Genomic DNA, 22,171 nt, shown 5'->3' with positions numbered 1-22,171 from the left:
ACGTCGGACAGGTCCGGCAGGTCGGTCTCCAGACGCTCGATCTGGTGCTGGGTCAGCTCGACCAGCGGCAGATCGGACGCGGGGCCGCGCGACGGGGCAACCGAGTCAGGCGGGCACCTCGGCGAGCGTGCGGAACTTGCGCGCGTCGTTGGCCAGGTCGTCCGTGTCGAGCGTGATGTCGTCGCCGTGCTCCGCGTAGACGGCCCACATGCTGCCGTCGACCCAGACGCAGAAGGCCATGTCCTGGGGCTTCCCGGCCTTCTTCATCATGTCGGTGATGTGGCCGCACTTCATGACGCCGCCGCGTTCGCCCGGTTCGACGGTGCGCAGGCCCTCGACGTGCCAGGGGGTGGTCGCTTGGGTGACCACGGAGTCGATCATGGCCGAAGGCGAGATGATGGGCAGCTCGCGAACGGTGAGGATGACGGAGCGCGACCTGTCCTCGGTCTGGTAGCCGCTGACCTTCGTACCAGCAGGGAGCGGCGACGCCTTGGGGATCCGCTCTGCGGGGACGGTCGGAAGCCCCAGGAACTCCTTCGGCGGGCTGTAGTGGTACGCACCGAAGTCGGCCGTGTCGTGGGCGACGGCGACCCCGAGGGCGATGACTGCGGCGACCCCGCAGGCGGCCAGGGTTAGCCAGAGCCGACGGCGCGAGCCCGGCGGCGGGGGCAGGGTCGGGATCGGGGCGACGGGGGTCATGTCGACAAGGACGTCGTCGGCCGGGGTTTGATCTTGATCGAGCACCGGCATATCCGAGCAGGTCAGGGCTGCGGACGCAAGGGATTTGACGGCGGTCTCGACGGACAGTTCCCCGGACGTTCATCCGACCGGCACGCGGAACTCACCGGGGACCGGCAGGCTCCGGCCCAGCGGGTGAAGTTGGCTATACAACTCCACCCTGGCTGAACGCCGAGGAGGAGACCCATGACCGAGCAACCACCACCGTACTGGCTGCGCGACAACTGCCCGTGCGGCGAGTGCCGGGACCCGCGCAACGGGCAGAAGCTGTTCCAGATCAACGACCTGCCGCCGGACCTCACCATCGCGGCGAGCAAGGAGCTCGACGGGAACCTGGAGGTGCTCTGGTCGGACGGGCACCGCTCCCGCTACCCGCTCGTCTGGCTGCACGAGGAAGCCGACGGCGACGGGCGCACCGAGCAGGGCAAGCGGCTGTGGGCGGCCGCCGACTTCGCGCGCGGCATCCCCGAGGCCGACTGGGCGGTGTACCTGACCGACCCCGCCGAGCAGGCCGCGGTGCTGGCCGCAGTCCGGCGCAGCGGCTTCGCCGTGCTGCGCGGGGTGCCGACCGTGGAGCAGCAGGTGCTCCGGGTGGCCGAGAGCTTCGGCTACGTCCGGGTCACCAACTACGGCGAGCTGTTCGACGTCCGGGTCGAGCCGGACCCGAACAACCTCGCGTTCACGGACAAGGCCATCGCCCCGCACACCGACAACCCGTACCGGGACCCGGTGCCCACCCTCCAGCTGCTGCACTGCCTGGAGAACTCGGCGACCGGCGGCGACTCCGGCCTGGTCGACGGCTTCAAGGCGGCGGCCGTGCTGCGCGAGGAGGCCCCCGAGGACTTCGCGGCGCTCACCCGCACGCCCGTCCCCTTCGTCTTCCGCGACCGCCGCACCGAACTGCGCGCCGACCGCCCGCTGATCGACGTGGACCCGCTGGAACGGATCCGCGAGGTCAGGTTCAACAACCGGTCGATCGGCACCCTACGAGGGAACAATCCGGAGGCCTTCTACGCCGCCTACCGCCGCTTCGCCGCGATCACCCTGCGCCCCGAGCTCCAGCTCACCTTCCGGCTCGGCCCCGGCGACTGCCTCATCTTCGACAACACCCGCCTCCTGCATGCCCGTACGGCCTTCCAGCAGGACGGCCGGCGCCACCTCCAGGGCTGCTACGCCGACCTCGACTCGCTGTCGAGCACCCTCGCCGTGCTGCACCGCCGCACCGCCGCCCTGGACGGGATCGCCGAGCTGTTCGCGGGCGAGGGCGCCGGGGAGTACCTGGGCGAGGCCGTCACCATGGCCGAGCACATGCTGCAGGCCGCCGCCGCGGCCGAGGCGGCCGGGGCGCCGGACCACCTGGTCGCCGCCGCGCTGCTGCACGACGTGGGTCACTTCTTCGACGAGCACGGCCGGGGCGCCCTGCACGGACGGGGCCTGATGCGCGGGCAGGACAACCGGCACAGCGACACCGGCGCCGACTGGCTGGCCCGCTGGTTCGGCCCGGAGGTCACCGAGCCGGTCCGACTGCACGTGGCGGCCAAGCGCTACCTGTGCGCGGTCGAGCCCGACTACCGGGCCCGGCTCTCCGAGGCCTCCGAGTACACCCTGAAGGTGCAGGGCGGCCCGATGGACGAGCGCGAGGCCGCCGCCTTCGCCGAACTCCCGGGCGCCGTCGACGCGGTGGCCGTGCGCCGCTGGGACGAGCAGGCGAAGGAGCCCGGCGCGGAGGCGCCGGACTTCGAGCACTACCGCCCGCTGCTCGCCGCACTCATGCGCTAGCGCCAGTACGCGAAGCACGCCCGGGAACGGGGCCTCAGTCCATCTCCCGGGCGTGCCGCGAAAGCGCCGACGTGGCCAGCGAGTTGTGCACGCTGAAGGCCACCGTCCCGGGCAGGTAGCGGTCCTGGGACCACTCCACCGGCGTCCCGGTCGGGTCCGTCGTCCGCCGCCGCTCGCGCAGCAGCGGGCCGCCCCGGCGGCAGCCGAGCAGCCGGGCGTCCTCCGCGTTGGCCGCGACGACGTCGATGGTGTGGTCGGCGTCGGTGAACAGGATGCCGTGCTCGCGCAGCACCTCGGTGTGCGAGACCACGTCCGGCGGCAGCTCGGCGACGATCTCGCCGACCCGCGGCGGGTAGATGGTGCGCTCGACCATCACCGGCGTGCCGGAGAGCGTGCGCAACCGGACCGTCACGTACACCTCGGCGCCCGGTTCCAGGCGCAGTTGCTCGCGCTCGGCGGCGTCGGCCGGGCGGCGTACCAGGGAGTCCAGGATGCCGCCGGGCTCCTCGCCCATCGAGTACGCCCAGTGCGTGAAGCTGAGCAGTTCGGAGAAGCTCTGCACCCGGGCGCCCCCGAGCACCACCCGCCGGGTGCCGCGGCGGGAGGTGACCAGCCCGTCCGAGCGCAGCACGGCGAGCGCCTGGCGGACGGTGCCGCGGGAGACCCCGTACTGCTCGGCCAGCGCGCCCTCGGCGGGCAGCCGGCCCGCCTCGCCGAACGCGCCGGTGGTGATGGCCTCGCGCAGGTCGGCGGCCACCTTGCGGTACAGGGCGCCGGCCCGCTCGGTCTGGCGCTCGGGCTCTGCCGCCACGTCCGTCATCGATCCCTCCATGGGGCGTTGTGCTGCGCAGCCGTGCCGGCGCGGACAGCCCGACCATATCCCGCTGTTCGTTTGAAGCATCGCACCGAATGGATCAGGCGCCGATGGCCTGATTTCACCGTTCCCGCAGCCGACCCCGGTTCTGGGCCTGCTGTTCACCTCCGTGTCACCGAACTCCGGCGTACTTACTTCCGTCAGCGAAGTTGGCTAGTCAACTCGGACGGCTCCGAACTCACCTCGGACGGCTCCGAACCGCCACTCGCTCGATCCCCCCGATCAAGACACCCGCTTGCAGTTCCCCCTTCTCAGGAGACTGACCCGTGTCCGTGCACCCCGCCCGCACCGCCGCCTTCGCGGCCGTCCTGACCGCCGCCGCGCTGTCCCTCACCGCCTGCGGTTCTGCCGGCTCCTCCTCCGCCAAGGCCGGCAGCAACGACCTCTCGGGCGGCAAGAGCGCCAAGGCCGCCACGTCGGTCGCCGACTTCGGCGGCATGGACGCCCTGGTCGCCGCCGCCAAGAAGGAGGGCAAGCTGCACGTCATCACGCTGCCGCGCGACTGGGCGAACTACGGCAAGCTGATGGACGACTTCAAGGCCAAGTACGGCATCGACATCGAGGACGAGAACCCGGACGGCTCCAGCCAGGACGAGATCAACGCGATCACCTCCCGCAAGGGCCAGGACCGCGCCCCCGACGTCGTCGACCTGGGCTCCGCCTTCGCGATCAGCGCCGGCAAGCAGGGCCTGCTGGCCCCCTACAAGGTGACCGACTTCGACAAGATCCCGGCCACCATGAAGGACGCCAGCGGTCTGAGCTACAACGACTACGGCGGCTACATGTCGATCGGCTGCGACGCCAAGAAGGTGTCCGTCTGCCCGAAGACCTTCGCCGACCTGCTCAAGCCCGACTACAAGGGCATGGTCGCCCTGAACGGCAACCCGACCAAGGCCGGTGCCGCCTTCGGCGCCGTCTACGCGGCCGCGCTCGCCAACGGCGGCTCGCTGGACAACATCCAGCCCGGCATCGACTTCTTCGGCAAGGTCAAGCAGGCCGGCAACTTCAACCCGGTCGAGGTCACGCCGGCGACCATCGAGAAGGGCGAGACCCCGATCAGCATCGACTGGTCGTACCTGAACGCCGGCTACAGCGACAAGTTCAAGGACAAGGGCATCGACTGGCAGGTGGCCATCCCCTCGGACGGCTCCTACGCCCAGTACTACAACCAGGCGATCAACAAGGACGCCCCGCACCCGGCCGCCGCGCGCCTGTGGGAGGAGTACCTCTACAGCGCCCAGGGCCAGAACGGCTTCCTCGGCGGCTACGCCACTCCCGCCCTGTTCGACTCGATGAAGGCCGCCGGCACCCTGGACGCTGCCGCCGCCGCCAAGCTCCCGAACGTCGAGAAGCCCTTCACCACCTTCCCGACCCAGGACCAGACGGACGCGGCCAAGAAGGTCGTGACCGAGAACTGGGCCAAGGCGATCGCGGGCTGACCTGAGATGACCACGGCTCCCACCCCGGTGCCGGCCACCGCCTCCGCCGCCCACAGCGGCGGAGGCAACGCCGCCGGAACCGCCTCCCCCACCCCGGCCCCGGCCGCCGCCACCGCGGCGTCCGCCCGGGCCCCCCGCCCGGCCAAGCGCCGGGCCGGCGGCAGCCGCGCCTGGCTCGCCGCCCTCCCCCTGCTGCTCTTCTTCGTGATCGGCTTCGGCCTGCCGGCCGTCGCGATCGCCATCGGCGCGTTCACCACCTCCTCGGACGCGCCCGACGGCGGCGGCACCTTCACCACCGACAACCTCACCGGCTCCCTCCAGGGCGCGTACTGGACGGCCCTGTGGGGCAGCGTGAAGCTCTCCCTGCTGACCGCGCTGATCGCCACCGTGGTCGGTCTGCCGCTGGCCCAGGCCGTGGCGACCTCCCGGTTCCGGGCCTTCCGCGAGGCCGTGATGTCCGCCTCCGGCGTGCTCGCCAACTTCGGCGGCGTCCCGCTGGCCTTCATGTTCGTCGCCACCCTCGGCAACTCCGGTGAGGTCACCAAGAAGCTCGGCCTGACCAAGCACGGCTGGAACCTCTACACCTTCTCCGGCCTCTCGGTGGTCTACCTCTACTTCCTGGTCCCGCTGATGGTCATCACCATCACCCCGGCCCTGGAGGGCCTCAAGGCCCAGTGGCGCGAGGCCGCGTACAACAACGGCGCCACCTCGCTGCAGTACTGGCGGCACGTGGCACTGCCCGTCCTGCTGCCCTCGCTGCTCGGCGGCTTCGTGCTGCTGTTCGGTGCCTCCTTCGCCGCGTACGCCACCGCCGAGGCCATGGTGGGCAGTTCCGTGCCGCTGATCTCGATGCAGATCGGCGACGCGCTGTCCGGCAACGTCCTGGTCGGCCAGGGCAACCTCGCCCTCGCCCTCGGCCTCGACATGATCGTGGTCGCCTGCCTGGTGATGGCCCTGTACCTGCCCCTTCAGCGCCGGAGTGCCAAGTGGCTCGCCTGATCAATCGCATCCGTTTCGGCCGCGGCCTGGTCCTGCTGATCTGCGGGGTCTACTTCGCGGTGCCGATGGCCGCCTCGCTGTGGTTCAGCGTCGACGACAACAAGGGCGGCACCACCTTCCGTGCCTACACCGAGCTGCTGAACGCCCCGGGCTTCACCGACAGCCTGGTGCTCAGCCTCGAACTGGCCGCCGTCACCGTCGCGGTGCTGCTGCTCCTGCTCGTCCCGGCGGTGCTCGCCGCCCGGCTCGGCGCACCCAAGCTGGGCCCGGTGATCGAGGTGATGTGCTCGATGCCGCTGGTCGTCCCGGTCGTCGCGCTCACCACCGGCATCATCGGCGTGCTGCGCTGGGGCCCGGACTACCTGCAGGACACCCCGTTCTTCCAGACCATCGTGGCCATCCAGGACCCGAAGTTCCCGATCGTCCTGGTCATCGCGTACGTGCTGATGGCGCTGCCGTTCGCCTACCGGGCGATCGACGCCGGCCTGCGCGGCGTGGACGTGGTCACCCTGGTCGAGGCCGCCCGCAACTGCGGGGCCGGCTGGCTGCGCGCGGTGTTCACCGTCGTCCTGCCCAACCTGCGCAGCTCGCTGCTGAACGCCGCCGTGCTCACCGTCGCCCTGGTGCTCGGCGAGTTCACCACCGCCTCGATCCTCGGCTTCGCCCCCTTCTCGGTGTGGATCAACTCCAACGGCAAGAGCGACGGCCAGATGTCCGTCGCGGTCTCGATGCTCAGCCTGCTGATCGTCTGGGTCGTCCTGCTGCTGATGTCCGCGGTCGGCCGGGGCCGCAAGGCCGCCCGGTCCTGACCGCTGCGGTCCGACAGCCACCGTCCGACCGCTGCGGTCCTGATCCAACCCCCATTTGTCCTCCAGGAGTCACCAGCCATGACCACGGCCACCGCCCCCGTCACCGGCGTCGCGCTCGCCCCCGGCAGCGCCACCGTCGAGTTCCGCTCGCTGCGCCGCGCCTTCGGTGCCACCACCGCCCTCGACGGCCTCGACCTGACCGTCCACCCCGGTGAGCTGGTCGCCCTGCTCGGCCCGTCCGGCTGCGGCAAGACCACCGCGCTGCGCATCCTGGCCGGCTTCGAGCAGCACGACTCGGGCGAGGTCCTGGTCGACGGCCAGGACATCACCTCGATCCCGGCGCACAAGCGCGACGCGGGCATGGTGTTCCAGTCCTACAGCCTCTTCCCGCACCTGACCGCGCTGGACAACATCGCCTTCGGCCTGCGGATGCGCGGCACCGGCAAGGCCGAACGCCGCAAGCGCGCCGAGGAGTTGCTGGAGCTGGTCGGCCTGCCGCACCGCGCCGGGCACTACCCGCACCAGATGTCCGGCGGGCAGCAGCAGCGCATCGCGCTCGCCCGCGCGCTCGCCCTGCAGCCGCGCGTGCTGCTGCTGGACGAGCCGCTGTCCGCGCTGGACGCCAAGGTCCGCCTCCAGCTGCGCGAGGAGATCCGGCGCCTGCAGCAGGAGTTGGGCATCACCACCCTGTTCGTCACCCACGACCAGGAGGAGGCCCTGTCGATGGCCGACCGGGTCGCGGTGCTGCGCGCCGGCAAGCTGGAGCAGTGCGCCACCCCGTCGGAGCTGTACGGCCGACCGGCCACCGCCTTCGTCGCCGAGTTCGTCGGCACCATGAGCCGCATCCCGTGCACCCGCACCTCGGACGGCGTCGAGGTGCTCGGCCGCCGCCACGCGGTGGACGGCGGGATCCCGGCCGACGGCGACCTGCAGGTGCTGGTCCGCCCGGAGAACGTCACCCTCACCCCGTCCGAGAACGGCCCGGCACTGGTGATCACCGCGTCCTTCCTGGGCGCCGTCACCCGGCTCACCGTCCGCCTGGACGACGGCACCGAGGTCAAGGCCGACCTGCCCACCGAGGCCGCCGCCGCCCTGCCGGCCGGCTCGCGCGCCGACCTCACGCTGCCGGAGCGCCCGGTGCTGGTGGACCGCCGCACCGCCTGAGCTCCCGCTGCGGGAGAATCCCCTGCGGAGTCCCGCCGCCGAGGGTCCCCTACCGCCCCTGCACCGCCTGAAGAACCACCGAAGGTACCGCCATGCCTGATTCCGCATCCGAACTCCCCTCCGCCGTCCTCTTTGACATGGACGGAACCTTGGTCGACACCGAGCAACTCTGGTGGCAGGCCGCCGCCGAGCTCGCCGAGGAGCTGAACCGCCCGCTCACCGACCAGGACGCCCCCGAGGTGCTCGGCCAGGCCGTCGAGCACACCGCCGCCCACCTGCACGAGGTCAGCGGCACCACCCTCAGCGAGGCCGAACTCGCCGCCCGGCTGGGCGAGTCCTTCGCCGTCAAGGTCGCCGCCGAGACGGTGCCGCGCCCCGGTGCGCTCGCCCTGCTGGCCGCGCTGCGCGAGGCCCGGGTGCCCACCGCGCTGGTCTCCGCCTCCCCGCGCCGGGTGGTCGAGCTCGTGCTCTCGGCGATCGGCCGCGACTGGTTCGAGGTCACCCTGGCCGCTGAGGACACCGCCCGCACCAAGCCCGCGCCCGACCCGTACCTGGCCGCCGCCCAGCGGCTCGGCCTGGACCCGGCCGCCTGCGTCGCCGTCGAGGACACCCCGACCGGCGTCGCCTCCGCCACGGCCGCCGGCTGCGTCGTGCTCGCCGTGCCGTCCACCGCCGTCCCGATGCCGGCCGGCGACCGCATCACCCTGCTGACCAGCCTGGAACAGGTTGATCTCGCGCTGCTCGGGAAGCTCTGCGCCGCGCCGGCGGTTTGACAGCGACATGTCCTACCTCCTGCTCGCCCTCGCCATCGCCAGCGAGGTCTGCGCCACCAGCTGCCTCAAACTCACCGAGGGGTTCACCCGCCTCTGGCCCAGCATCGGGGTCGGGATCGGCTACGCGCTCTCCTTCTTCCTGCTCGGCCGCGCCCTCAAGCACATCCCGGTCTCGGTCGCGTACGCGGTCTGGTCGGGCGCCGGGACGGCGGCGGTCGCCGGGATAGGCGTGGTCGCCTTCGGCGAGTCGCTGGGCAGGCTGCAGTGGCTGGGGCTCGCGCTGGTGATCGTCGGGGTGGTCGTGCTCAACCTCAAGGGCAGCCACTGACGGTCCGTCAATTGATCCACCGTAGGGCCGGGGTGGGACGTCGGGTGCACCGACCTCCCGCTCCGGCCCGTTCGCTACCGTGTCCCCTATGACGAACCCAAGGCCCCACCACTACCGCTTCGTTCACCGCGCGCCTCCTCCGGTAAGGATCCCGTGCACGTACGGGTGGAAACCGGCACCACGGATCACCCACACACCGACCGGGGTTATGCTCGGCCGGTCCGACAACTGACGCATCGGGGGAGAAAATGGCCGATTTCACGGTCAGTCCCGAGTTCCTGGCCAAGCTCGCCAAGGATCTCAAGGGCTGCGGCGACGAACTCGACCAGGGGCTGAAAGCACTCAAGGAGGCGAGCCGCGACGGGCTCGGCTTCGACTTCCTGGAGGACGCCGGCAAGCACTTCCAGGAGAAGTGGGAGTACGGCCTCAAGAAGGTCCGCGAGTGCGTCAAGGTCCTCGACGACGGTCTGGACAAGGTCGCGCAGTCCTACGACGGCACCGAGAAGAGCATCACCAAGGCCCTCACCCCGGCGGCGGGGCAGTCGTGACCGATCCCAAGCCCGACTGGTCCGGCCTCGGCTTCAACCCCACCCCCGGCGACCCCGCCGCCGTGGCCGGCCTCAGCGGCAGCCTGCGCCGGGTCTCCCAGCACCTGACCGGCGTCCACACCACGCTCTCCCAGATCTCCGACAACCAGGGCCAGTGGACCGGCGACGCCGCCAAGGCCTTCGCCGCCCAGTTCGGCAAGCTCCCCGGCTACCTGCAGGACGCCGCCGACTCGATCACCGCCGCCTACCAGGCCCTCGACACCTGGTACCAGACGCTGAACGAACACCAGCCCAAGGCCGCCGAGTTGGCCCGCGCCGCGATCGCCGCCAAGCAGAGCAAGGAGCAGGCCGAACAGGCCCACCGCACCGCGGCCGCCGCCCCCGACCTCGCGCTGGCCGGCAAGAGCTTCCCCGACGACGCCTCCCTCGCCGCCGCCGAACAGCGCTACAACACCGCCAAGAACCACCTCGACCAGGCCACCAAGCTGGTCAACAGCGCCACCTCGACCCTCACCGGCCTGCAGAGCCAGGCCCACGAACTCGCCGAGGGCCACAAGTCCGACGCCCGCAAGACCGCCACCGCCATCCGCAAGGCCGCCGACAGCAAGGCCCCGCCGGAGCCGGGCTGGCTCAGCAAGGTCGGCAACTGGCTGAAGAACCACGGCGCGGACCTGCTGACGGTGGCCTCCGCGGCCTGCGGAATCGCCGCGATCTTCTTCCCCGCCTTCGCGCTGCCGGCGATCCTGCTGAGCGTCGCGGCTGCGGGCGCCCACGCGCGGCAGTACGGCATCAGCGGGCTGCTGCCCACCAGCATGGCGAACCTCGGCAACGACCTGACCGTGGCCGGAGACCTCCTCGGCGCGCTTCCCGGCGGGGCCGTCCTCAAGGGCGGGTTCACCGCGTTCAAGACCGCCCGAGCCGCGGGCACCGGCGTCAGGGCCTCGGTGGGCGTCGGGGCCGCCGAAGTCCGCACCGCCGCCAGGGCGATCGACCCGGCCAGCCCGATCTTCACCACCGCGATCGAGAAGCCCGCCGTCAAACTCGGACTCTCGAAGGCCACCGCCATGAACATCTCCGACGGTGTACAAGCCGCCGGCACCGCAGCGCTCACCGCGCCCACCGCGTACAGCCTCACCCAGGACAACGCCGGTCCGGGGCTGACCGCGGCGGTGAACTACACCACCGGCGGCGGCAACGTGATCAACGGCGCTGGTGGCGTCATCGGCGGCAGCGGCAAGAGCCGGATCGTGCCCGGCCTACTCGGCGCGGGCAGCGCGGTCGCGACCGCCGTGTGGGGAGCGGGCCAGTGACCGCCGACACCGAAACCCCGTCGTTCTGGCTGTCCCTGCCCGATGGATTCACCGCCATCGATCTGGCGGAGGACCCGGGCGACCGGATGGCCCGCATCGTGGACGGGCTCGACGCGCTCACGGACGTGAGCCCGGAGCGGAAGCTCAGCATCACCATCGCCGCCGAGACCGCCCTCCAGGCACAGCTACGCGAGGGCGCGGTCCACATCTCCAACTGTCTGGTCCCGACCGAGGACGGCACCATCGCCCAGGGCATTCTCAGCCTCTTCCTCCGTCAGGAGGACTTGGAGCCCCGGGGCACGTACCCCCAGCGCGTCGCCGAACAACTCACCACCGCCTGGCCGGACGCCGACGTCGCCGTCCTCGACTTCACCCCCGGCCGTACCACCGTCGTCGCCCGCGACCTGACCGTCCCCGTCTCAGGAGCCGTCTACGGCCTGCCGGGCTCGGGCGCCATCACCGTCCGTCAGCTCGAAGTGCTGATCCCCCACCCGTGGAGCCCCCATGTGCTCGCGGCCGTCTTCACCACCCAGGACGTCGACCACTGGGAGGACTGGCTACCGGTGATCGGCGCGGCAATCAGCGGCATCTCCTTCTACCCGCCCCGCAACGAAGCACTGGACGACCTGCCGCCCGAGCAGTGGGACAACATCCGGAAGGCCTTCGGATGACGGTCGCCCGGTCCGGGGAACGGAGGCGCGCCGGCCGCCGTCGCCTCTGTCGCGCGCTCGCTCTCTGTGCCGTCTCCACCGGCATGCTCATCGGCATCACCGCCGCGGACGTGTACGTCGGCACGGTCCTCGCCGTCTGCCTGGGGTTCCTCTACCCGGTGGTGATGATCGGCGGACTCGTCATGCTCGACGATTCCGACGGCAATCCCCGGTTGGCGAAGGACTCCAGCGGCCTGGGAGCGCTCGTGACCATCATCGGCCTCTTCGCCTACCTGGCGGGGATCGTCGCCTGGCAGAACCTGATCCTCGGCTCGGGCCGGAGCGTGAACGCCGTGGTCGTGTCCGAGGACGTCGAGAAGTCGTCCCACGGCTCGACAACATGGACGTACACCCTCACCTCCGGGGGCACGGGCTTCATACCGGGCGGGCCGCTGGAACAGCCTTCCCACCGCTTCAAGCCCGGGGACACGGTCACCGTCCGAATGGACCCGGCAGGCCGGGTCGCACCCAAGCTCCCTGGCGAGGCCGACTCCACCGCCGCTCTGTGGTCCGCCATCGGGCTTTCGGCGCTCATCGACATTCTCGTGCTGTGGTTCGCCCGGCCTCGGCACAAGCCCGGACCACCGCCTCCCAACAGTCCGTCAAGGACTCCCCCAGAATCCGCAAAGTGACCATCGTCACACGAACCGTCCACAACCCTGACCCTCTGACCAGGCATCTCACCCCTCGCTGCTAATGACGCGACAAAAGTACGGGGGATGACGCCATGGCAGATGACGCCGCGAAGGCCGGCGGCCCGGAGTTCAAGCTCCGGCCGGGGGACCTGAAGGACGCCGCGCCGACCTTCGAGACCCAGAGCAAGGCGCTCAAGGATGCACTCGACAAGCTCAAGAAGAGCCTCGCCGAGGACGGGGCCCCCTGGGGCAGCGACAAGCAGGGCAACGAGTTCGCGGCGGCCTACAACACCCCGCACGACCACGTGCTCTCCGGGCTCGACGTCCTGGTCAAGGGCATCAACAGCATCAACGAGGGGCTGCACGCCCACGCCGACAACCACACCGGCACCGACAACACGGTCAAGAAGGACATGTCGGCATGACCGGCGCCCACTCCCGAACGGGGGCGGCGGATGGGTGAGTCCACGGCCGCGAAGGCCGTCCAGAAGCTCACCGGCATGTGGTGGCCCGACGCCGACCCGGACAAGCTGCGCAAGGTCGCGGACGCCTGGGACGCGATGGCCACCGCCATCGACAACGTCACCGTGCCCACCAACCAGGCCGCTGCCGCCATCGTCGTTAACAACCACGGCCCGGCCATCGACGCCTTCGGCAAGTTCTGGGGCCAGTACTACGGCGGCAAGGACAGCGCTGGCAAGGGCAAGGGCTGGCTGCCCGAGACCGCCGACGCCTGCCGCGCCCTCGCCAAGGCGCTGCGGGACTTCGCCCACGAGGTCGACAAGGCGATCAAGAAGCTGGAGGAGGAGGCTGCGATCGTCGGCGCCACCCTCGTCGCCGGCACCGCCCTCGCCTTCTTCACTGCCGGCATCTCCGAGGGCATTGCCACCGGCGCCGCCGCCAGCATCGTCGCCACCGCTGGCAGCCTCGGCATCGCCGTCTCCGAGACCATCGCCACCATCGCCACCACCGTCCTGGTCGGCGCCGCCTTCGGCGCCGTCGAGGCCATCACCGTCGACCTCGCCGTCGCCCAACCCATCCGTGTCGAACTCTTCGACGACGGTGGCTACAGCGCCAAGGAAGCCCTCGACTCCGCCGAGACCGGCGGCATCATGGGCGGCGCCGGCGGCGGCCTCGGCGCAGGCGGGCGCGTCGTCTCCACGGCCGCCGAGGTCTCCGACAACGCCTCCGTCGCCCTCGCCGCCGCCGGAAAGGTCGCCAGCGCCGCAGACACCATTCCCGGCCGCATGGTCACCGGTGCCGGCCTCACCTGGGGATACGACGCTACTTTCCAGACCGGCCCGGTCATGCCCCTCGACATCGTCCTCGGCGCAGTCGGCGCCGCAGCCGGCCCCAGCGGGAAGGGCGTCGACACCGCCAAGCGCATCGCCGATCTCAGCGGCGAGGGCCATGCCCCCGGCCGCCACGTCAAAGCGAACGACGCCGCCCTCCAGACCCGCCTGGGCACCACGATGACCAACCCCGACGGCTCCCCCAAGATCTACACCCAGGCCTCGAACAACGCCGGCCACGTCAAGTCGAAGGACCACATCGACCCGCTGACCGGCACAACGGTGGACGGCGAGCACGGTGGCGTGCACAAGTGCGGCCCGTACGCGACGCGGTACGACGATCCGGCGGATCTGGTCGCGGTCGACAAGTACATGCGGAAGTACATCAGGGAGAACGGGCGCCCGCTCAACAGTCCGGTCCCCATCGAAGATATCCTCGGCCCCGAGGGGCACAAACGCTTCACCGGCTTCTACAAGGATCCGCAAGATCCGAGCCGCTACCTACCGGTCGACTTCGAGGGCGGGGAAATCGCCACCTTCTACGAAGCCGATGCAGATGGAAAGTGGCATCTGGTCACCTCATACGCCAACCCAGCACCGGGAAAGCACCCGTAAGGACATCATGGAGCCTGAACTCGCCGGATTCATGCGGCAGTATCTCAACGTCGAGATGGCCTACTCCTACATGGAGCGCTTGAAGAGAACCATCAGCAGGTCGAACCCCGTATGGGGCGAGGATCTGCAGAAATGGTTCACGCAACTTTTCGCGGAGCGGGATCTCACCCGAGGTGAATACTGCGAACTCACCTGGGTCGAGTTCGAGACAGACGAGGAGATGTATGCGTATCTGGAGAAGGTTCACGCGTACCTCCTCCTCGGCTCAGAGGAAGTCCCGATCCCACCCGATTGAGGCCTAAGCCCTTCATGGGCGGCTCCCGGTCACGGCGGAGCCGCCCCCTCCGAACCACCCCAAGGCCATCAGCTGGAAGTCGCCCGGCTAGGCCTTCGAGAACGGCTTCTCCCGCGCAGCACTCATGGAGGAGTACTTCCGTCGAGCCGCGCTCTGGTTCGACGCGTACGGGGACACCGACGAGTGGCTGTTCTTCGATCTCGCGGCCATTGCGGCACCAGCCGTACGGGCCGACCCGGCGCTGGTCGCGGATGTCGAGGATTTCGCCGACGACGCTTCCAACTCGCGGTATGCCGTCGAATGCGCAGTGGCCGCCGTCCAGTGGGCGACCCTGCGCGATACCCCCGGGGGGTGAACCTTCGCCCACTGCCCGACCCCTTGATCCGGTTGATCCGGCTCTGCGAGCGCGGCGGTGCCGCCTTCTCGTTCGCCAACGGCTTCATCGACTTCGGCATGCCCCATGGTGCCGCGCGGCAACTGGCGCATGCACCTGCCGCCGGACGACGACGCCCTCGACGCCCTCGACGAGAAGACCTGGGCCGAACTCCGCGCACTGGCAGGCCGCAGCAAGTCCCAGACCGACAACGGCTGACAGGCCTCCCCGCAAGGGCGGCCTGCCGCATTCGCCCTCGGAACGAGTATGAATCTCACCGATACAGTGATGGAACGCTTGATCAACATCAAGTGGACCAACTTGGAAGGCCGCAACGCGCATTCGACTTCCCGGTCCCGGCTGATGGTCGAGTACCTTCGCCGGGCCTCGCTCTGGGCCGAGGTGCTGGGCGGTCCACCGCGATGGCCCTACTTCGACATCGCAGCGGCCCTGGCCCCGGAAGTCCTGGTGGCCCCCGCGACGGCCGAGCAACTTGAGAAGTACATCGAGGAGAACGTCGACGGCGTTTCAGCCGAGTTCGTCTGCCGCGCGGCCGTCCGGTGGGCGACCCTGCGGGACACACCGGGAGTGCGACTTCCGGACCTTCCGGACCCGTTCGAGCCCCTCATCCTCCTGTACGAGCGAGGCGGAGAGGTCCTCTACGACGACAGCTGGGCCTTCGACTTCGGCCTCCGCCGGATACAGATCAAGCTCTGGCACGAGCACCTCTCCCCGGAGCCCGCGACCGCCCTCGACCCGGCCACCCTGGACGCCCTGGACAACGAGGAAGTGCGTTGAGGCAGTGGGCGGCTCCGGCCGAACCGGAGCCGCCCACGCTCCGGACTAACCCAGCTCGCCGGCCTTGATGCCCGCGACGAGGCTCTGCCACGCCTCAGCGGTGAACCGGAGGTTCGGGCCGCTCTTGTCCTTCGAGTCGCGGATTGCGATCCCCGGGGTCAGCCGCAGCGCCTCCACGCAGTTGCCGCCCTGCTCGCTGCTGTAACTGGACTTGAACCAGCCCGCCGTCTGGTCGTGCAGGTGCATCACACACGCCGACCCCCAGCACGCCCCGCCCCGGCGACGTGCTCCACGACCGCAGAACCGGAGGCACCGGCATCCTCATGGACGTCATCGGCGGCCGCTACTACCTCCGCCCTCTGCGCGGCGGCATCGAGTGGACCACCCGCCCCGAGTACACCGGCCCACCGCCCTCGCCCTCCTCGGCGCCGCCCTCGCCGTCCCCACGAGCGCCGGCCTCGCCGAACTCGCCGTCCACCCCCTCCGCCGGGATCACCCCGGCGCGGCGAACCTCCTCTTCCTCGTGATCGTCTGCACCGGCACTGTCCTCCTGACCCGCGCCGCCTGCGCCGCCGTCCGACGCCGACGACGATGACCAGGAAGTCGGCGGGTCCGACTTCCTACTCCGGCGGGACGCGCCACAGAGGGTACGGGCGTATCCTTCATCCCCGCCGTACGGAGATACAGGGGATGGCATGGCGAGAACGCGAACCTCGCGTAGCAGGGTTACACCCTCCTCTCCCTCGACCGCGAGGGACTCCCGTTCCCGCCCGGCTGAGGAACCCCGAGGGCACGACCTGGCCGGCTTCATGCAGGTGTACCTCAACGTCGAAACGGCCGACCCGTACTACCTGCGCAAAACCCGGCGCACGATTCGCAGCTTCCGTTCGTACGACGCCCAGCGGGAGAGCTTCGAGCGGTTGCTCACCGAGCGGAGCATGACGCGCGGCGAGTTCTGCTTGAACACCTGGATCGACTTCGAGACCGACGAGGAAATGTACGACTACCTCGCGAAGGTCCACGCCTACCTCTTCCTCGACGCCGAAGAAGTCCCGATCCCGCCCGATTAAGGATTCGTCGTTCGCGGGCGGCTCTGGCTCAGCCGGAGCCGCCCACCGTCACCTCACCGCATACGGAACCCGTCAGGACCCCGTACGGGTCCCGTCAAGGCCGAACAGCCGCACACGAACCCCCCGTTAGTCTCTCGCCGTTACAGCGATCAGCAACACGGGGGTGTTCCATGGCCGACTTCACCGTCAGCCCGGAGTTCCTCGCCAAGCTCTGCCAGGACCTCAAGGGCTGCGGTGACGAACTCGACCAGGGCCTACAGGCGTTGAAGGGGGCGAGCCGCAGCGGGCTCGGGTACAACTTCCTGGAGGACGCCGGCAAGCACTTTCAGGAGAAGTGGGAGTTCGGGCTCGGCAAGGTCCGCGAATCCGTCAAGGTGCTCGTCGAGGGGCTGGAGAAGGTCCAGCGGGAGTACGACGGCACAGAGCAGAGCATCGTCAAAGCCCTCACCCCCCAGGTGAGCTGATGGCCGACCAGCAGCCGGACTGGTCCGGCCTCGGATTCAACCCCGCGCCGGGCGACCAGACCGCGGTGGCCAACCTGAGCGCGACTCTGCGCCGGGTCGCGGGGCACCTGGGGAGCATCCACACCACCCTGTCGCAGCTCTCCAATCACCAGGGGCAGTGGACCGGCACGGCCGCCGACAAATTCGCCGAGAAGTTCGGAGAACTCCCCGGCTACCTCCAGGACGCCTCCGACTCGCTCACCGCCGCCTACGGCGCACTCGACACCTGGTACAAGGCGCTCACCGAACACCAGCCCAAGGCCGCCGAGTTGGAACGCCAGGCGGTCGCCGCCCGGCAGCACAAGTCCGAGGCCGACCAGGCGCACACGACCGCCGCCGCCAACCCCGACCTCAAGCTGGCCGGTCAGAACTTCCCCGACGACGCCTCGCTCGCCGCCGCCACGACGCGCTACAACACGGCGAAGAAGCACCTCGACGAGGCGGCCGCCACCGTGCGCAGCGCCACGGAGGAGCTGCAGCACCTCCAGAGCCAGGGCGCCACCCTGCAGACCACCCACAGCGGCGACGCCCACAAGGCGGCGGACGCCATCCGCAAGGCCGCCGACAGCAAGGCCCCGCCGGAGCCGGGCTGGCTGGACAAGGTCGGCAACTGGTTCAAGAACCACGGTGCGGACCTGCTGACGGTGGCGGCGAGCATCGCCGGCGTCGCGGCGATCTTCTTCCCGCCGCTCGCCCTGGCCGCCGTCGCCCTGAGCCTCGCCGCAGCGGGAGCGCACGCCGCGCAGTACGGGGCGAAAGGGCTTTGGCCGCCGTCCTGGGACAAGGTCGGCAACTACCTGACCCTGTCCGGGGACATCCTCGGCGCCGTCCCGCTGCTGGGAGCAGCGGGCAAGGGCGGGCTCACCGCCATGAAGGTGGGCTTCAAGACGGGTGCCTCCGCGGGCGCCAAGGCAGGGGCCCGCGAAGTGGCCAGCGGGGTCAGCAAGGTCAAGTACCTCGACCCGCAGAACCCGCTCTTCCGGGTCACGGTCGAGAAGCCGGCCCTCAAGTTCGGGGTTCCCCTGGAGAAGGCCCAGAACCTCTCCGACGGGGTCCAGGCCGCCACCTCGCTCGCCCTGACCACACCGACCGCCATCGCCCTGGCGCACGACAACCCGAGCGACGACCTCAACAGCGCGGTGAACAACACCACCGGCGCCGCCAACGTCATGGGCGGCGCCGGCATGGCCTGGGGCGGCAGTACGCCGGCCAAGGTCGTCGGCGGCGTCCTCGCGGTGGGCAACGCCTTCGGGCTGTACGGATGGGCAACGGGCAATGGCCACTGACACGCCCTCGCTCTGGCTCTCCCTTCCGGACGGGTTCACCTCCGTCGACCTGACCGAGGACCTCGGCGATCGGATGGAGCGGATGGCCGACGGCCTGGACGCTGTCTTCGCCGACGCCGCTCCCGAGCAGAAGCTCAGCCTCGTCGTCGCCGCCGAGGCCGCGCTCCAGGCCCAGTTGCGCGAGGGTGCCGTCCACCTCTCCGCCTGCGTGGCGCGAGCGTCGGACGGCGAACCGGTCCTCGGCATGTTCACCCTCTTCGTCCGGCCTGAGGAGCTCGGTCCCCCGGGCAGCTACCCCCAGCGGGTCGCCGAACAACTCGGCGCCGCCTGGCCGGAGGCCGATGTCGGCGTGCTCGAACTGCCGCTCGGGCGCACGGCGGTGGCCGTCCGCGACCTCTACGTACCGGTGCCCGGAGCGTTCTACGGAGTGCCGGAGTCGACCGCCACCATCGTGCGACAGGTGGAGTTCCTGATTCCGCACCCGTGGAGCCCCCACGTGGTCGCGGCCGTCTTCACTACCGAGCAGGTCGGCTACTGGGAAGAATGGCTGCCGACGGTGGCCGCCGCGATCAGCGGCATATCCTTCTACCCGCCCCGGGACGAGGCGCTGGACGACGTGCCGCCCGAGCAGTGGGACAACATCCGGAAGGCCTTCGGTTGACGATCACCCTGTCCGACGAGGACATGCGCGGTGAACACCGTCTCCGTCGCGCGCTCGCCCTCATCGCCGTGTCGATCGGCTTGGTCCTCGGGCTCATCGCCGTGGCCGTGTACATCAACGAGCCCCTCGCCTTCGGCCTCGGGCTCCTTTACCCCCTAGTGATGGCTGTCGGATTCGGCATGCTGCACAAGACCGAGAGCGACACCACGTCCGCGAAAGACGAGGGCGGCTGGGCGATGCTGGTGGCCGTCATCGCTTTCATCGCCTTCATGGCCGGGGGGGTCGCCTGGCACAACCTGGTCCTGAGTTCGGGGCGGAACGTGACCGCCGTGGTCCTGACGGAGAAGGTCGATAAGTCATCCCGCGGCTCGGTGACTCGGTCGTACACCCTCGACCCACAGGGCACGACCGACGGCATTCCCGGCGGGAACCTCCAGCCGGACTCGGAGCGGTTCAAGCCCGGGGACGTCATCACCGTCCGGGTGGACCCGGCCGGTCGGGTCGCACCCAAGCTCCCGGGGGAGGCCGACTCCCCCGCAGCGCTCCTGACCTTCCTCGGCTGTGACGCGCTGATCGCCGCCGTCGTGCTCTGGGCGGCCCGCAAGCCACGACCGCCCCGCGCACCCGGCCCGACCCGCCGCCCGCTCGCCGAGCGTGGGAGGCGCGCCCGAGAGCGGTTCCTCGCGCTCACCGGGTGGCCGTTCGCCGTCACCGCGGCGGCGCTCTCCGCGGCGTGGCTGGGCCTGTTCCGACTCGCCCTCGGCAACCTCACGATGACGATCACGGCCGGGGTCGCCTACCTGTTCGTCATGTCGGGCTTCTTCGGCATGTTCGACGACGACAAGGCGAAGGACGCGTTCCGAAGCCGGGCGGTCCTGCTGACCGCCCTCGCCACCGTCGCCGTCGGCGCCTACCTATGCGCGACCACCTGACACCCGCCCCGAAGGCCGTCACAATCCCGGCGTAGCCTTCCACCCCGTCGCACCGAGGAGCGGGGGAAGCACGGCGGGAACGAGGACCCGTCATCAGCGAGGTGCCCCGCGACGCCGCCCGCCCCGGGCAGTGACCTATCCCCGCAGCACCCGCGCCCGCAGGTAGTTGCGCCGCCCGAAGTTCGGCTCGTCCACCGCCGTCAGCTCCTCCACCTGGAACCGGTACAGCGCCGCCGCCCCGCCCCCGGTGAGGTACTGCCGCCGGACCCCCTCGTCCTGCGCGAAGGACGGGTACCGCCCCTGGTAGGCCGCCAGTGCCGCCTCCGCCTGCCGCCCCCGGGCCTCGCTCGCGCTCCCGGTCAGCTGGAGTCCGCGCAGCTGCTCGCCGAAGGCCGGCGGCGGCAGGAAGACGGTGGCGGCGGCCCTGGCCTCCTCGGCGAGGTGGTGGCTGTGCCGGGTGGAGCGCTCGCTGACGAAGTACAGGACGAGGTCGTCGTCGTACGCGAAGAAGGCCAGGTTGGCGTGCGGCCCGTGCTCGTGGCCGGCGGTGGCGAGGGTGAGCACCATGGCCTCGGCGAGCAGTCCTTCGACGCCCTTGTGCAGCAGGTCGCCCGGCCAGTCTCCCTGCGTGATGTCGAGTCGGTACGGCATTCGTCACTCCCTCCGCTGGCACGCCCGGTGCCTTCGCGCCCCGAGCACGACTGAGCCGGGCGGGCGCCCCCTGGAAGGGGCCCCACGCCCGGCTCACATGCTCCACCCGCCATCCGAAACCGGACAAGGGGCGGAGCGGAATACCGATCGGTCCTACCGCGCCCGGTGCGACGCGTACCCGCGGGTCACCACCGGCATCGCACCGGGGCCCAGCAGCGGACGCAGCGCGCCCGAGCGCATCCGGTCCACCAGCGGCCCGCAGCGCCCGGCCAGCGGCGCCAGCACCAGCGCGACCAGGATGCCGACCAGCGCGCCGACCGCCACGTCGTGCGGGTAGTGCACGCCGACCCAGACCCGGGAGGCGGCCATCAGCGCCGCGAAGACCGTGGCGACGACCCCGAGCCGCCAGCTGACGAACCAGAGCGCGATCGCGGCGGCGAAGGCGATCACCGAGTGGTTGCTCGGGAAGGACCAGTCAGCACTGGTCGCGCTCGGGCAGGTCTCCAGCGAGACGCTGCCGCGGATCTGGTCGCAGGGCCGGAGCTCCTCGACCTGGCCCTTGAGGACGGAGTTGACGCCGTACGCGACGACCACGATCACCGGCGAGGCCAGCACCTTAGCCATCACCGCGGAGTCGGCGCCGCGCGCCCGCCACCAGGCGTGGAGCATGAAGAGCGCGAACAGTCCGAGGCCGATCGCCGACCAGACCTTGATCACGTCGTTCAGCCAGTGCGGCGCCGACTGCACCCACCCGTTGACCCGGGTGTACAGGCTGCCGTCGATGCCGCTGCCGTCGTAGACGGCCAGAGCCCGAGAAGACATCACACGTCACCTCCGTGACGGCGCGCCTTACGGGCGCGGAACAGTTCGAGAACAATGGGGAGCACGGAGACAACTACTACCAGACCGATGATCGGCAGCAGATATCGGTCGATGCTGGGAATCGAGGATCCGAGCCCGTACCCGGCCAGCACCACGCCGACCGTCCAGAGCGCACCGCCGGCCACCTGCCAGAAGGTGAACGAGCGGACCGGCACCTCCAGCACGCCGCAGAGCGGGTTCAGCACCGTTCGGACCACGGGGATGAACCGGGCCAGCACGATCGCCTTGCCGTGCCCGTACTTGCCCAGCAGCTCCTCGGCCCGCTCGACCCCCTCCAGCAGGCTCCTGCGCTTGGTGCGGCGCAGCCGCGCCCGGCCGCCGCGCCGGCCGATCAGGTAGCCGACCTGGGCCCCGAGCAGCGCCCCGACCAGGGCTGCGGGCAGCACCTGCCACAGGTGCAGCTGCGGGCCCTTGGTGGCGCCGGGCACGCAGAGCAGGCCCGCGGTGAACAGCAGCGAGTCGCCGGGCAGGAAGAAGCCGACCAGCAGGCCGGTCTCGGCGAACAGCGCGACGGCGATGCCGAGCGCGCCGAAGGCGGCGAGCAGCGAGGACGCGTCCAGCGGGTTCACCGCCAGGTGAGCCGCACCGAGGTGGGCAGCGCTCAGGTGAGCCGCATCGACGGGGAACTGAAGCAAGGCTGGCGGACCTCCCGTACGTTGGGGGCGGTTCACAGCGGAACCCGCCCCGACCGTCTACAGTGACGTAGA

General features: G+C 70.4%; 29 protein-coding genes. 23 read left to right on the top strand and 6 right to left on the bottom strand.

Annotation, left to right across the window (positions count from 1 at the left end; all coding sequences use genetic code 11):
* Positions 1-105: 105 nt before the first annotated feature.
* Positions 106-744, bottom strand: coding sequence for a hypothetical protein (locus ACWC9T_RS23470; RefSeq protein ID WP_449822996.1), 639 nt, complete (start codon positions 742-744; stop codon positions 106-108).
* Between the two features lie 180 nt (positions 745-924).
* Here ACWC9T_RS23470 and tmpA point away from each other — a divergent pair, with 180 nt between their 5' ends.
* On the top strand, positions 925-2,517 hold the full coding sequence (gene tmpA, locus ACWC9T_RS23465) for a 2-trimethylaminoethylphosphonate dioxygenase (RefSeq protein ID WP_449822995.1): 1,593 nt from the start codon (positions 925-927) through the stop codon (positions 2,515-2,517).
* 34 nt (positions 2,518-2,551) lie between these two features.
* Here the strand turns inward: tmpA and ACWC9T_RS23460 are convergent, their stop codons facing one another.
* Complete coding sequence (locus tag ACWC9T_RS23460; protein WP_449822994.1) at positions 2,552-3,337, bottom strand: GntR family transcriptional regulator; 786 nt, start codon at positions 3,335-3,337, stop codon at positions 2,552-2,554.
* 320 nt (positions 3,338-3,657) lie between these two features.
* Here ACWC9T_RS23460 and ACWC9T_RS23455 point away from each other — a divergent pair, with 320 nt between their 5' ends.
* From ACWC9T_RS23455 to ACWC9T_RS23380, 16 genes are all read left to right on the top strand, one after another.
* Positions 3,658-4,830 carry an ABC transporter substrate-binding protein gene (locus ACWC9T_RS23455; protein ID WP_449822993.1) on the top strand — a complete coding sequence of 391 codons (1,173 nt, stop codon included), beginning with the start codon at positions 3,658-3,660 and terminating at the stop codon, positions 4,828-4,830.
* 6 nt (positions 4,831-4,836) lie between these two features.
* Positions 4,837-5,829 carry an ABC transporter permease gene (locus ACWC9T_RS23450; protein ID WP_449822992.1) on the top strand — a complete coding sequence of 331 codons (993 nt, stop codon included), beginning with the start codon at positions 4,837-4,839 and terminating at the stop codon, positions 5,827-5,829.
* Positions 5,829-6,638: an ABC transporter permease gene (locus ACWC9T_RS23445; protein WP_449823005.1), complete on the top strand. Its 810-nt coding sequence runs from the start codon at positions 5,829-5,831 to the stop codon at positions 6,636-6,638. The genes ACWC9T_RS23450 and ACWC9T_RS23445 overlap by 1 nt, the downstream gene beginning before the upstream one ends.
* A gap of 78 nt (positions 6,639-6,716) precedes the next feature.
* Complete coding sequence (locus ACWC9T_RS23440; protein WP_355672620.1) at positions 6,717-7,802, top strand: ABC transporter ATP-binding protein; 1,086 nt, start codon at positions 6,717-6,719, stop codon at positions 7,800-7,802.
* 92 nt (positions 7,803-7,894) lie between these two features.
* Positions 7,895-8,575: an HAD family hydrolase gene (locus ACWC9T_RS23435; RefSeq protein ID WP_449822991.1), complete on the top strand. Its 681-nt coding sequence runs from the start codon at positions 7,895-7,897 to the stop codon at positions 8,573-8,575.
* A 7-nt stretch (positions 8,576-8,582) separates the two neighbouring features.
* A complete protein-coding gene (locus ACWC9T_RS23430) occupies positions 8,583-8,903 on the top strand; it encodes a DMT family transporter (protein WP_449822990.1) in 321 nt (106 codons plus the stop codon).
* 248 nt (positions 8,904-9,151) lie between these two features.
* On the top strand, positions 9,152-9,451 hold the full coding sequence (locus ACWC9T_RS23425) for a WXG100 family type VII secretion target (RefSeq protein WP_380612222.1): 300 nt from the start codon (positions 9,152-9,154) through the stop codon (positions 9,449-9,451).
* Entirely contained in the window at positions 9,448-10,761 is a 1,314-nt protein-coding gene (locus ACWC9T_RS23420) for a WXG100 family type VII secretion target (protein WP_449822989.1), read from the top strand. Before ACWC9T_RS23425 ends, ACWC9T_RS23420 begins: the two co-directional genes overlap by 4 nt.
* On the top strand, positions 10,758-11,432 hold the full coding sequence (locus tag ACWC9T_RS23415) for a hypothetical protein (RefSeq protein ID WP_449822988.1): 675 nt from the start codon (positions 10,758-10,760) through the stop codon (positions 11,430-11,432). Before ACWC9T_RS23420 ends, ACWC9T_RS23415 begins: the two co-directional genes overlap by 4 nt.
* Positions 11,433-11,515: 83 nt before the next feature.
* Entirely contained in the window at positions 11,516-12,103 is a 588-nt protein-coding gene (locus tag ACWC9T_RS23410; RefSeq protein ID WP_449822987.1) for a hypothetical protein, read from the top strand.
* 95 nt (positions 12,104-12,198) lie between these two features.
* Positions 12,199-12,531 (top strand): WXG100 family type VII secretion target, encoded by a 333-nt coding sequence (locus ACWC9T_RS23405; RefSeq protein ID WP_449822986.1) that lies wholly within the window; start codon positions 12,199-12,201, stop codon positions 12,529-12,531.
* A 30-nt stretch (positions 12,532-12,561) separates the two neighbouring features.
* On the top strand, positions 12,562-14,013 hold the full coding sequence (locus ACWC9T_RS23400; RefSeq protein WP_449822985.1) for a WXG100-like domain-containing protein: 1,452 nt from the start codon (positions 12,562-12,564) through the stop codon (positions 14,011-14,013).
* A gap of 7 nt (positions 14,014-14,020) precedes the next feature.
* On the top strand, positions 14,021-14,308 hold the full coding sequence (locus tag ACWC9T_RS23395; protein WP_449822984.1) for a hypothetical protein: 288 nt from the start codon (positions 14,021-14,023) through the stop codon (positions 14,306-14,308).
* Positions 14,309-14,432: 124 nt separating this feature from the next.
* A complete protein-coding gene (locus ACWC9T_RS23390) occupies positions 14,433-14,663 on the top strand; it encodes a hypothetical protein (RefSeq protein ID WP_449822983.1) in 231 nt (76 codons plus the stop codon).
* A gap of 105 nt (positions 14,664-14,768) precedes the next feature.
* The gene (locus tag ACWC9T_RS23385) at positions 14,769-14,900 is read left to right on the top strand and encodes a hypothetical protein (RefSeq protein ID WP_449822982.1); all 132 of its coding nucleotides are present in this window, start codon (positions 14,769-14,771) and stop codon (positions 14,898-14,900) included.
* A 69-nt stretch (positions 14,901-14,969) separates the two neighbouring features.
* Positions 14,970-15,479 (top strand): hypothetical protein, encoded by a 510-nt coding sequence (locus tag ACWC9T_RS23380; protein WP_449822981.1) that lies wholly within the window; start codon positions 14,970-14,972, stop codon positions 15,477-15,479.
* A 45-nt stretch (positions 15,480-15,524) separates the two neighbouring features.
* Here the strand turns inward: ACWC9T_RS23380 and ACWC9T_RS23375 are convergent, their stop codons facing one another.
* Positions 15,525-15,725, bottom strand: coding sequence for a DUF397 domain-containing protein (locus ACWC9T_RS23375; RefSeq protein ID WP_449823004.1), 201 nt, complete (start codon positions 15,723-15,725; stop codon positions 15,525-15,527).
* A gap of 130 nt (positions 15,726-15,855) precedes the next feature.
* On the opposite strand from ACWC9T_RS23375, the gene ACWC9T_RS23370 reads away from it, so the two are divergent.
* From ACWC9T_RS23370 to ACWC9T_RS23345, 6 genes are all read left to right on the top strand, one after another.
* Positions 15,856-16,074, top strand: a complete 219-nt coding sequence (locus ACWC9T_RS23370) for a hypothetical protein (protein WP_449822980.1) — start codon at positions 15,856-15,858, stop codon at positions 16,072-16,074.
* 214 nt (positions 16,075-16,288) lie between these two features.
* Positions 16,289-16,549, top strand: coding sequence for a hypothetical protein (locus tag ACWC9T_RS23365; RefSeq protein WP_449822979.1), 261 nt, complete (start codon positions 16,289-16,291; stop codon positions 16,547-16,549).
* A gap of 170 nt (positions 16,550-16,719) precedes the next feature.
* On the top strand, positions 16,720-17,013 hold the full coding sequence (locus ACWC9T_RS23360; protein ID WP_449822978.1) for a hypothetical protein: 294 nt from the start codon (positions 16,720-16,722) through the stop codon (positions 17,011-17,013).
* Complete coding sequence (locus tag ACWC9T_RS23355) at positions 17,013-18,338, top strand: putative T7SS-secreted protein (RefSeq protein WP_449822977.1); 1,326 nt, start codon at positions 17,013-17,015, stop codon at positions 18,336-18,338. The genes ACWC9T_RS23360 and ACWC9T_RS23355 overlap by 1 nt, the downstream gene beginning before the upstream one ends.
* Positions 18,328-18,999 carry a hypothetical protein gene (locus ACWC9T_RS23350; RefSeq protein WP_449822976.1) on the top strand — a complete coding sequence of 224 codons (672 nt, stop codon included), beginning with the start codon at positions 18,328-18,330 and terminating at the stop codon, positions 18,997-18,999. Before ACWC9T_RS23355 ends, ACWC9T_RS23350 begins: the two co-directional genes overlap by 11 nt.
* Complete coding sequence (locus ACWC9T_RS23345) at positions 18,996-19,931, top strand: hypothetical protein (protein ID WP_449822975.1); 936 nt, start codon at positions 18,996-18,998, stop codon at positions 19,929-19,931. Before ACWC9T_RS23350 ends, ACWC9T_RS23345 begins: the two co-directional genes overlap by 4 nt.
* A gap of 135 nt (positions 19,932-20,066) precedes the next feature.
* On the opposite strand, the gene ACWC9T_RS23340 is transcribed toward ACWC9T_RS23345, so the two are convergent.
* The 3 genes from ACWC9T_RS23340 to ACWC9T_RS23330 form a co-directional block, all read right to left on the bottom strand.
* Positions 20,067-20,582: a pyridoxamine 5'-phosphate oxidase family protein gene (locus ACWC9T_RS23340; protein WP_449822974.1), complete on the bottom strand. Its 516-nt coding sequence runs from the start codon at positions 20,580-20,582 to the stop codon at positions 20,067-20,069.
* A 153-nt stretch (positions 20,583-20,735) separates the two neighbouring features.
* On the bottom strand, positions 20,736-21,404 hold the full coding sequence (locus ACWC9T_RS23335; RefSeq protein ID WP_449822973.1) for a phosphatase PAP2 family protein: 669 nt from the start codon (positions 21,402-21,404) through the stop codon (positions 20,736-20,738).
* Positions 21,404-22,099: a DedA family protein gene (locus tag ACWC9T_RS23330; RefSeq protein WP_449822972.1), complete on the bottom strand. Its 696-nt coding sequence runs from the start codon at positions 22,097-22,099 to the stop codon at positions 21,404-21,406. Before ACWC9T_RS23330 ends, ACWC9T_RS23335 begins: the two co-directional genes overlap by 1 nt.
* Positions 22,100-22,171: the final 72 nt, after the last annotated feature.

This window comes from Kitasatospora sp. NPDC001159 (assembly GCF_053598235.1).
Note: the sequence above shows the minus strand (reverse complement) of the source record. Positions and strands in the feature narration are given on the sequence as shown.

Coding starts and splice junctions, on each gene's coding strand:
- ACWC9T_RS23400 (WP_449822985.1), top strand. CDS start 12,562: ATGGGTGAGTCCACGGCCGCGAAGGCCGTCCAGAAGCTCACCGGCATG.
- ACWC9T_RS23380 (WP_449822981.1), top strand. CDS start 14,970: ATGGAACGCTTGATCAACATCAAGTGGACCAACTTGGAAGGCCGCAAC.
- ACWC9T_RS23390 (WP_449822983.1), top strand. CDS start 14,433: ATGGAGGAGTACTTCCGTCGAGCCGCGCTCTGGTTCGACGCGTACGGG.
- ACWC9T_RS23440 (WP_355672620.1), top strand. CDS start 6,717: ATGACCACGGCCACCGCCCCCGTCACCGGCGTCGCGCTCGCCCCCGGC.
- ACWC9T_RS23435 (WP_449822991.1), top strand. CDS start 7,895: ATGCCTGATTCCGCATCCGAACTCCCCTCCGCCGTCCTCTTTGACATG.
- ACWC9T_RS23365 (WP_449822979.1), top strand. CDS start 16,289: ATGCAGGTGTACCTCAACGTCGAAACGGCCGACCCGTACTACCTGCGC.
- ACWC9T_RS23460 (WP_449822994.1), bottom strand. CDS start 3,337: ATGACGGACGTGGCGGCAGAGCCCGAGCGCCAGACCGAGCGGGCCGGC.
- ACWC9T_RS23375 (WP_449823004.1), bottom strand. CDS start 15,725: ATGCACCTGCACGACCAGACGGCGGGCTGGTTCAAGTCCAGTTACAGC.
- ACWC9T_RS23355 (WP_449822977.1), top strand. CDS start 17,013: ATGGCCGACCAGCAGCCGGACTGGTCCGGCCTCGGATTCAACCCCGCG.
- ACWC9T_RS23450 (WP_449822992.1), top strand. CDS start 4,837: ATGACCACGGCTCCCACCCCGGTGCCGGCCACCGCCTCCGCCGCCCAC.
- ACWC9T_RS23410 (WP_449822987.1), top strand. CDS start 11,516: ATGCTCATCGGCATCACCGCCGCGGACGTGTACGTCGGCACGGTCCTC.
- tmpA (WP_449822995.1), top strand. CDS start 925: ATGACCGAGCAACCACCACCGTACTGGCTGCGCGACAACTGCCCGTGC.
- ACWC9T_RS23425 (WP_380612222.1), top strand. CDS start 9,152: ATGGCCGATTTCACGGTCAGTCCCGAGTTCCTGGCCAAGCTCGCCAAG.
- ACWC9T_RS23360 (WP_449822978.1), top strand. CDS start 16,720: ATGGCCGACTTCACCGTCAGCCCGGAGTTCCTCGCCAAGCTCTGCCAG.
- ACWC9T_RS23405 (WP_449822986.1), top strand. CDS start 12,199: ATGGCAGATGACGCCGCGAAGGCCGGCGGCCCGGAGTTCAAGCTCCGG.
- ACWC9T_RS23430 (WP_449822990.1), top strand. CDS start 8,583: ATGTCCTACCTCCTGCTCGCCCTCGCCATCGCCAGCGAGGTCTGCGCC.
- ACWC9T_RS23335 (WP_449822973.1), bottom strand. CDS start 21,404: ATGTCTTCTCGGGCTCTGGCCGTCTACGACGGCAGCGGCATCGACGGC.
- ACWC9T_RS23395 (WP_449822984.1), top strand. CDS start 14,021: ATGGAGCCTGAACTCGCCGGATTCATGCGGCAGTATCTCAACGTCGAG.
- ACWC9T_RS23385 (WP_449822982.1), top strand. CDS start 14,769: ATGGTGCCGCGCGGCAACTGGCGCATGCACCTGCCGCCGGACGACGAC.
- ACWC9T_RS23340 (WP_449822974.1), bottom strand. CDS start 20,582: ATGCCGTACCGACTCGACATCACGCAGGGAGACTGGCCGGGCGACCTG.
- ACWC9T_RS23350 (WP_449822976.1), top strand. CDS start 18,328: ATGGCCACTGACACGCCCTCGCTCTGGCTCTCCCTTCCGGACGGGTTC.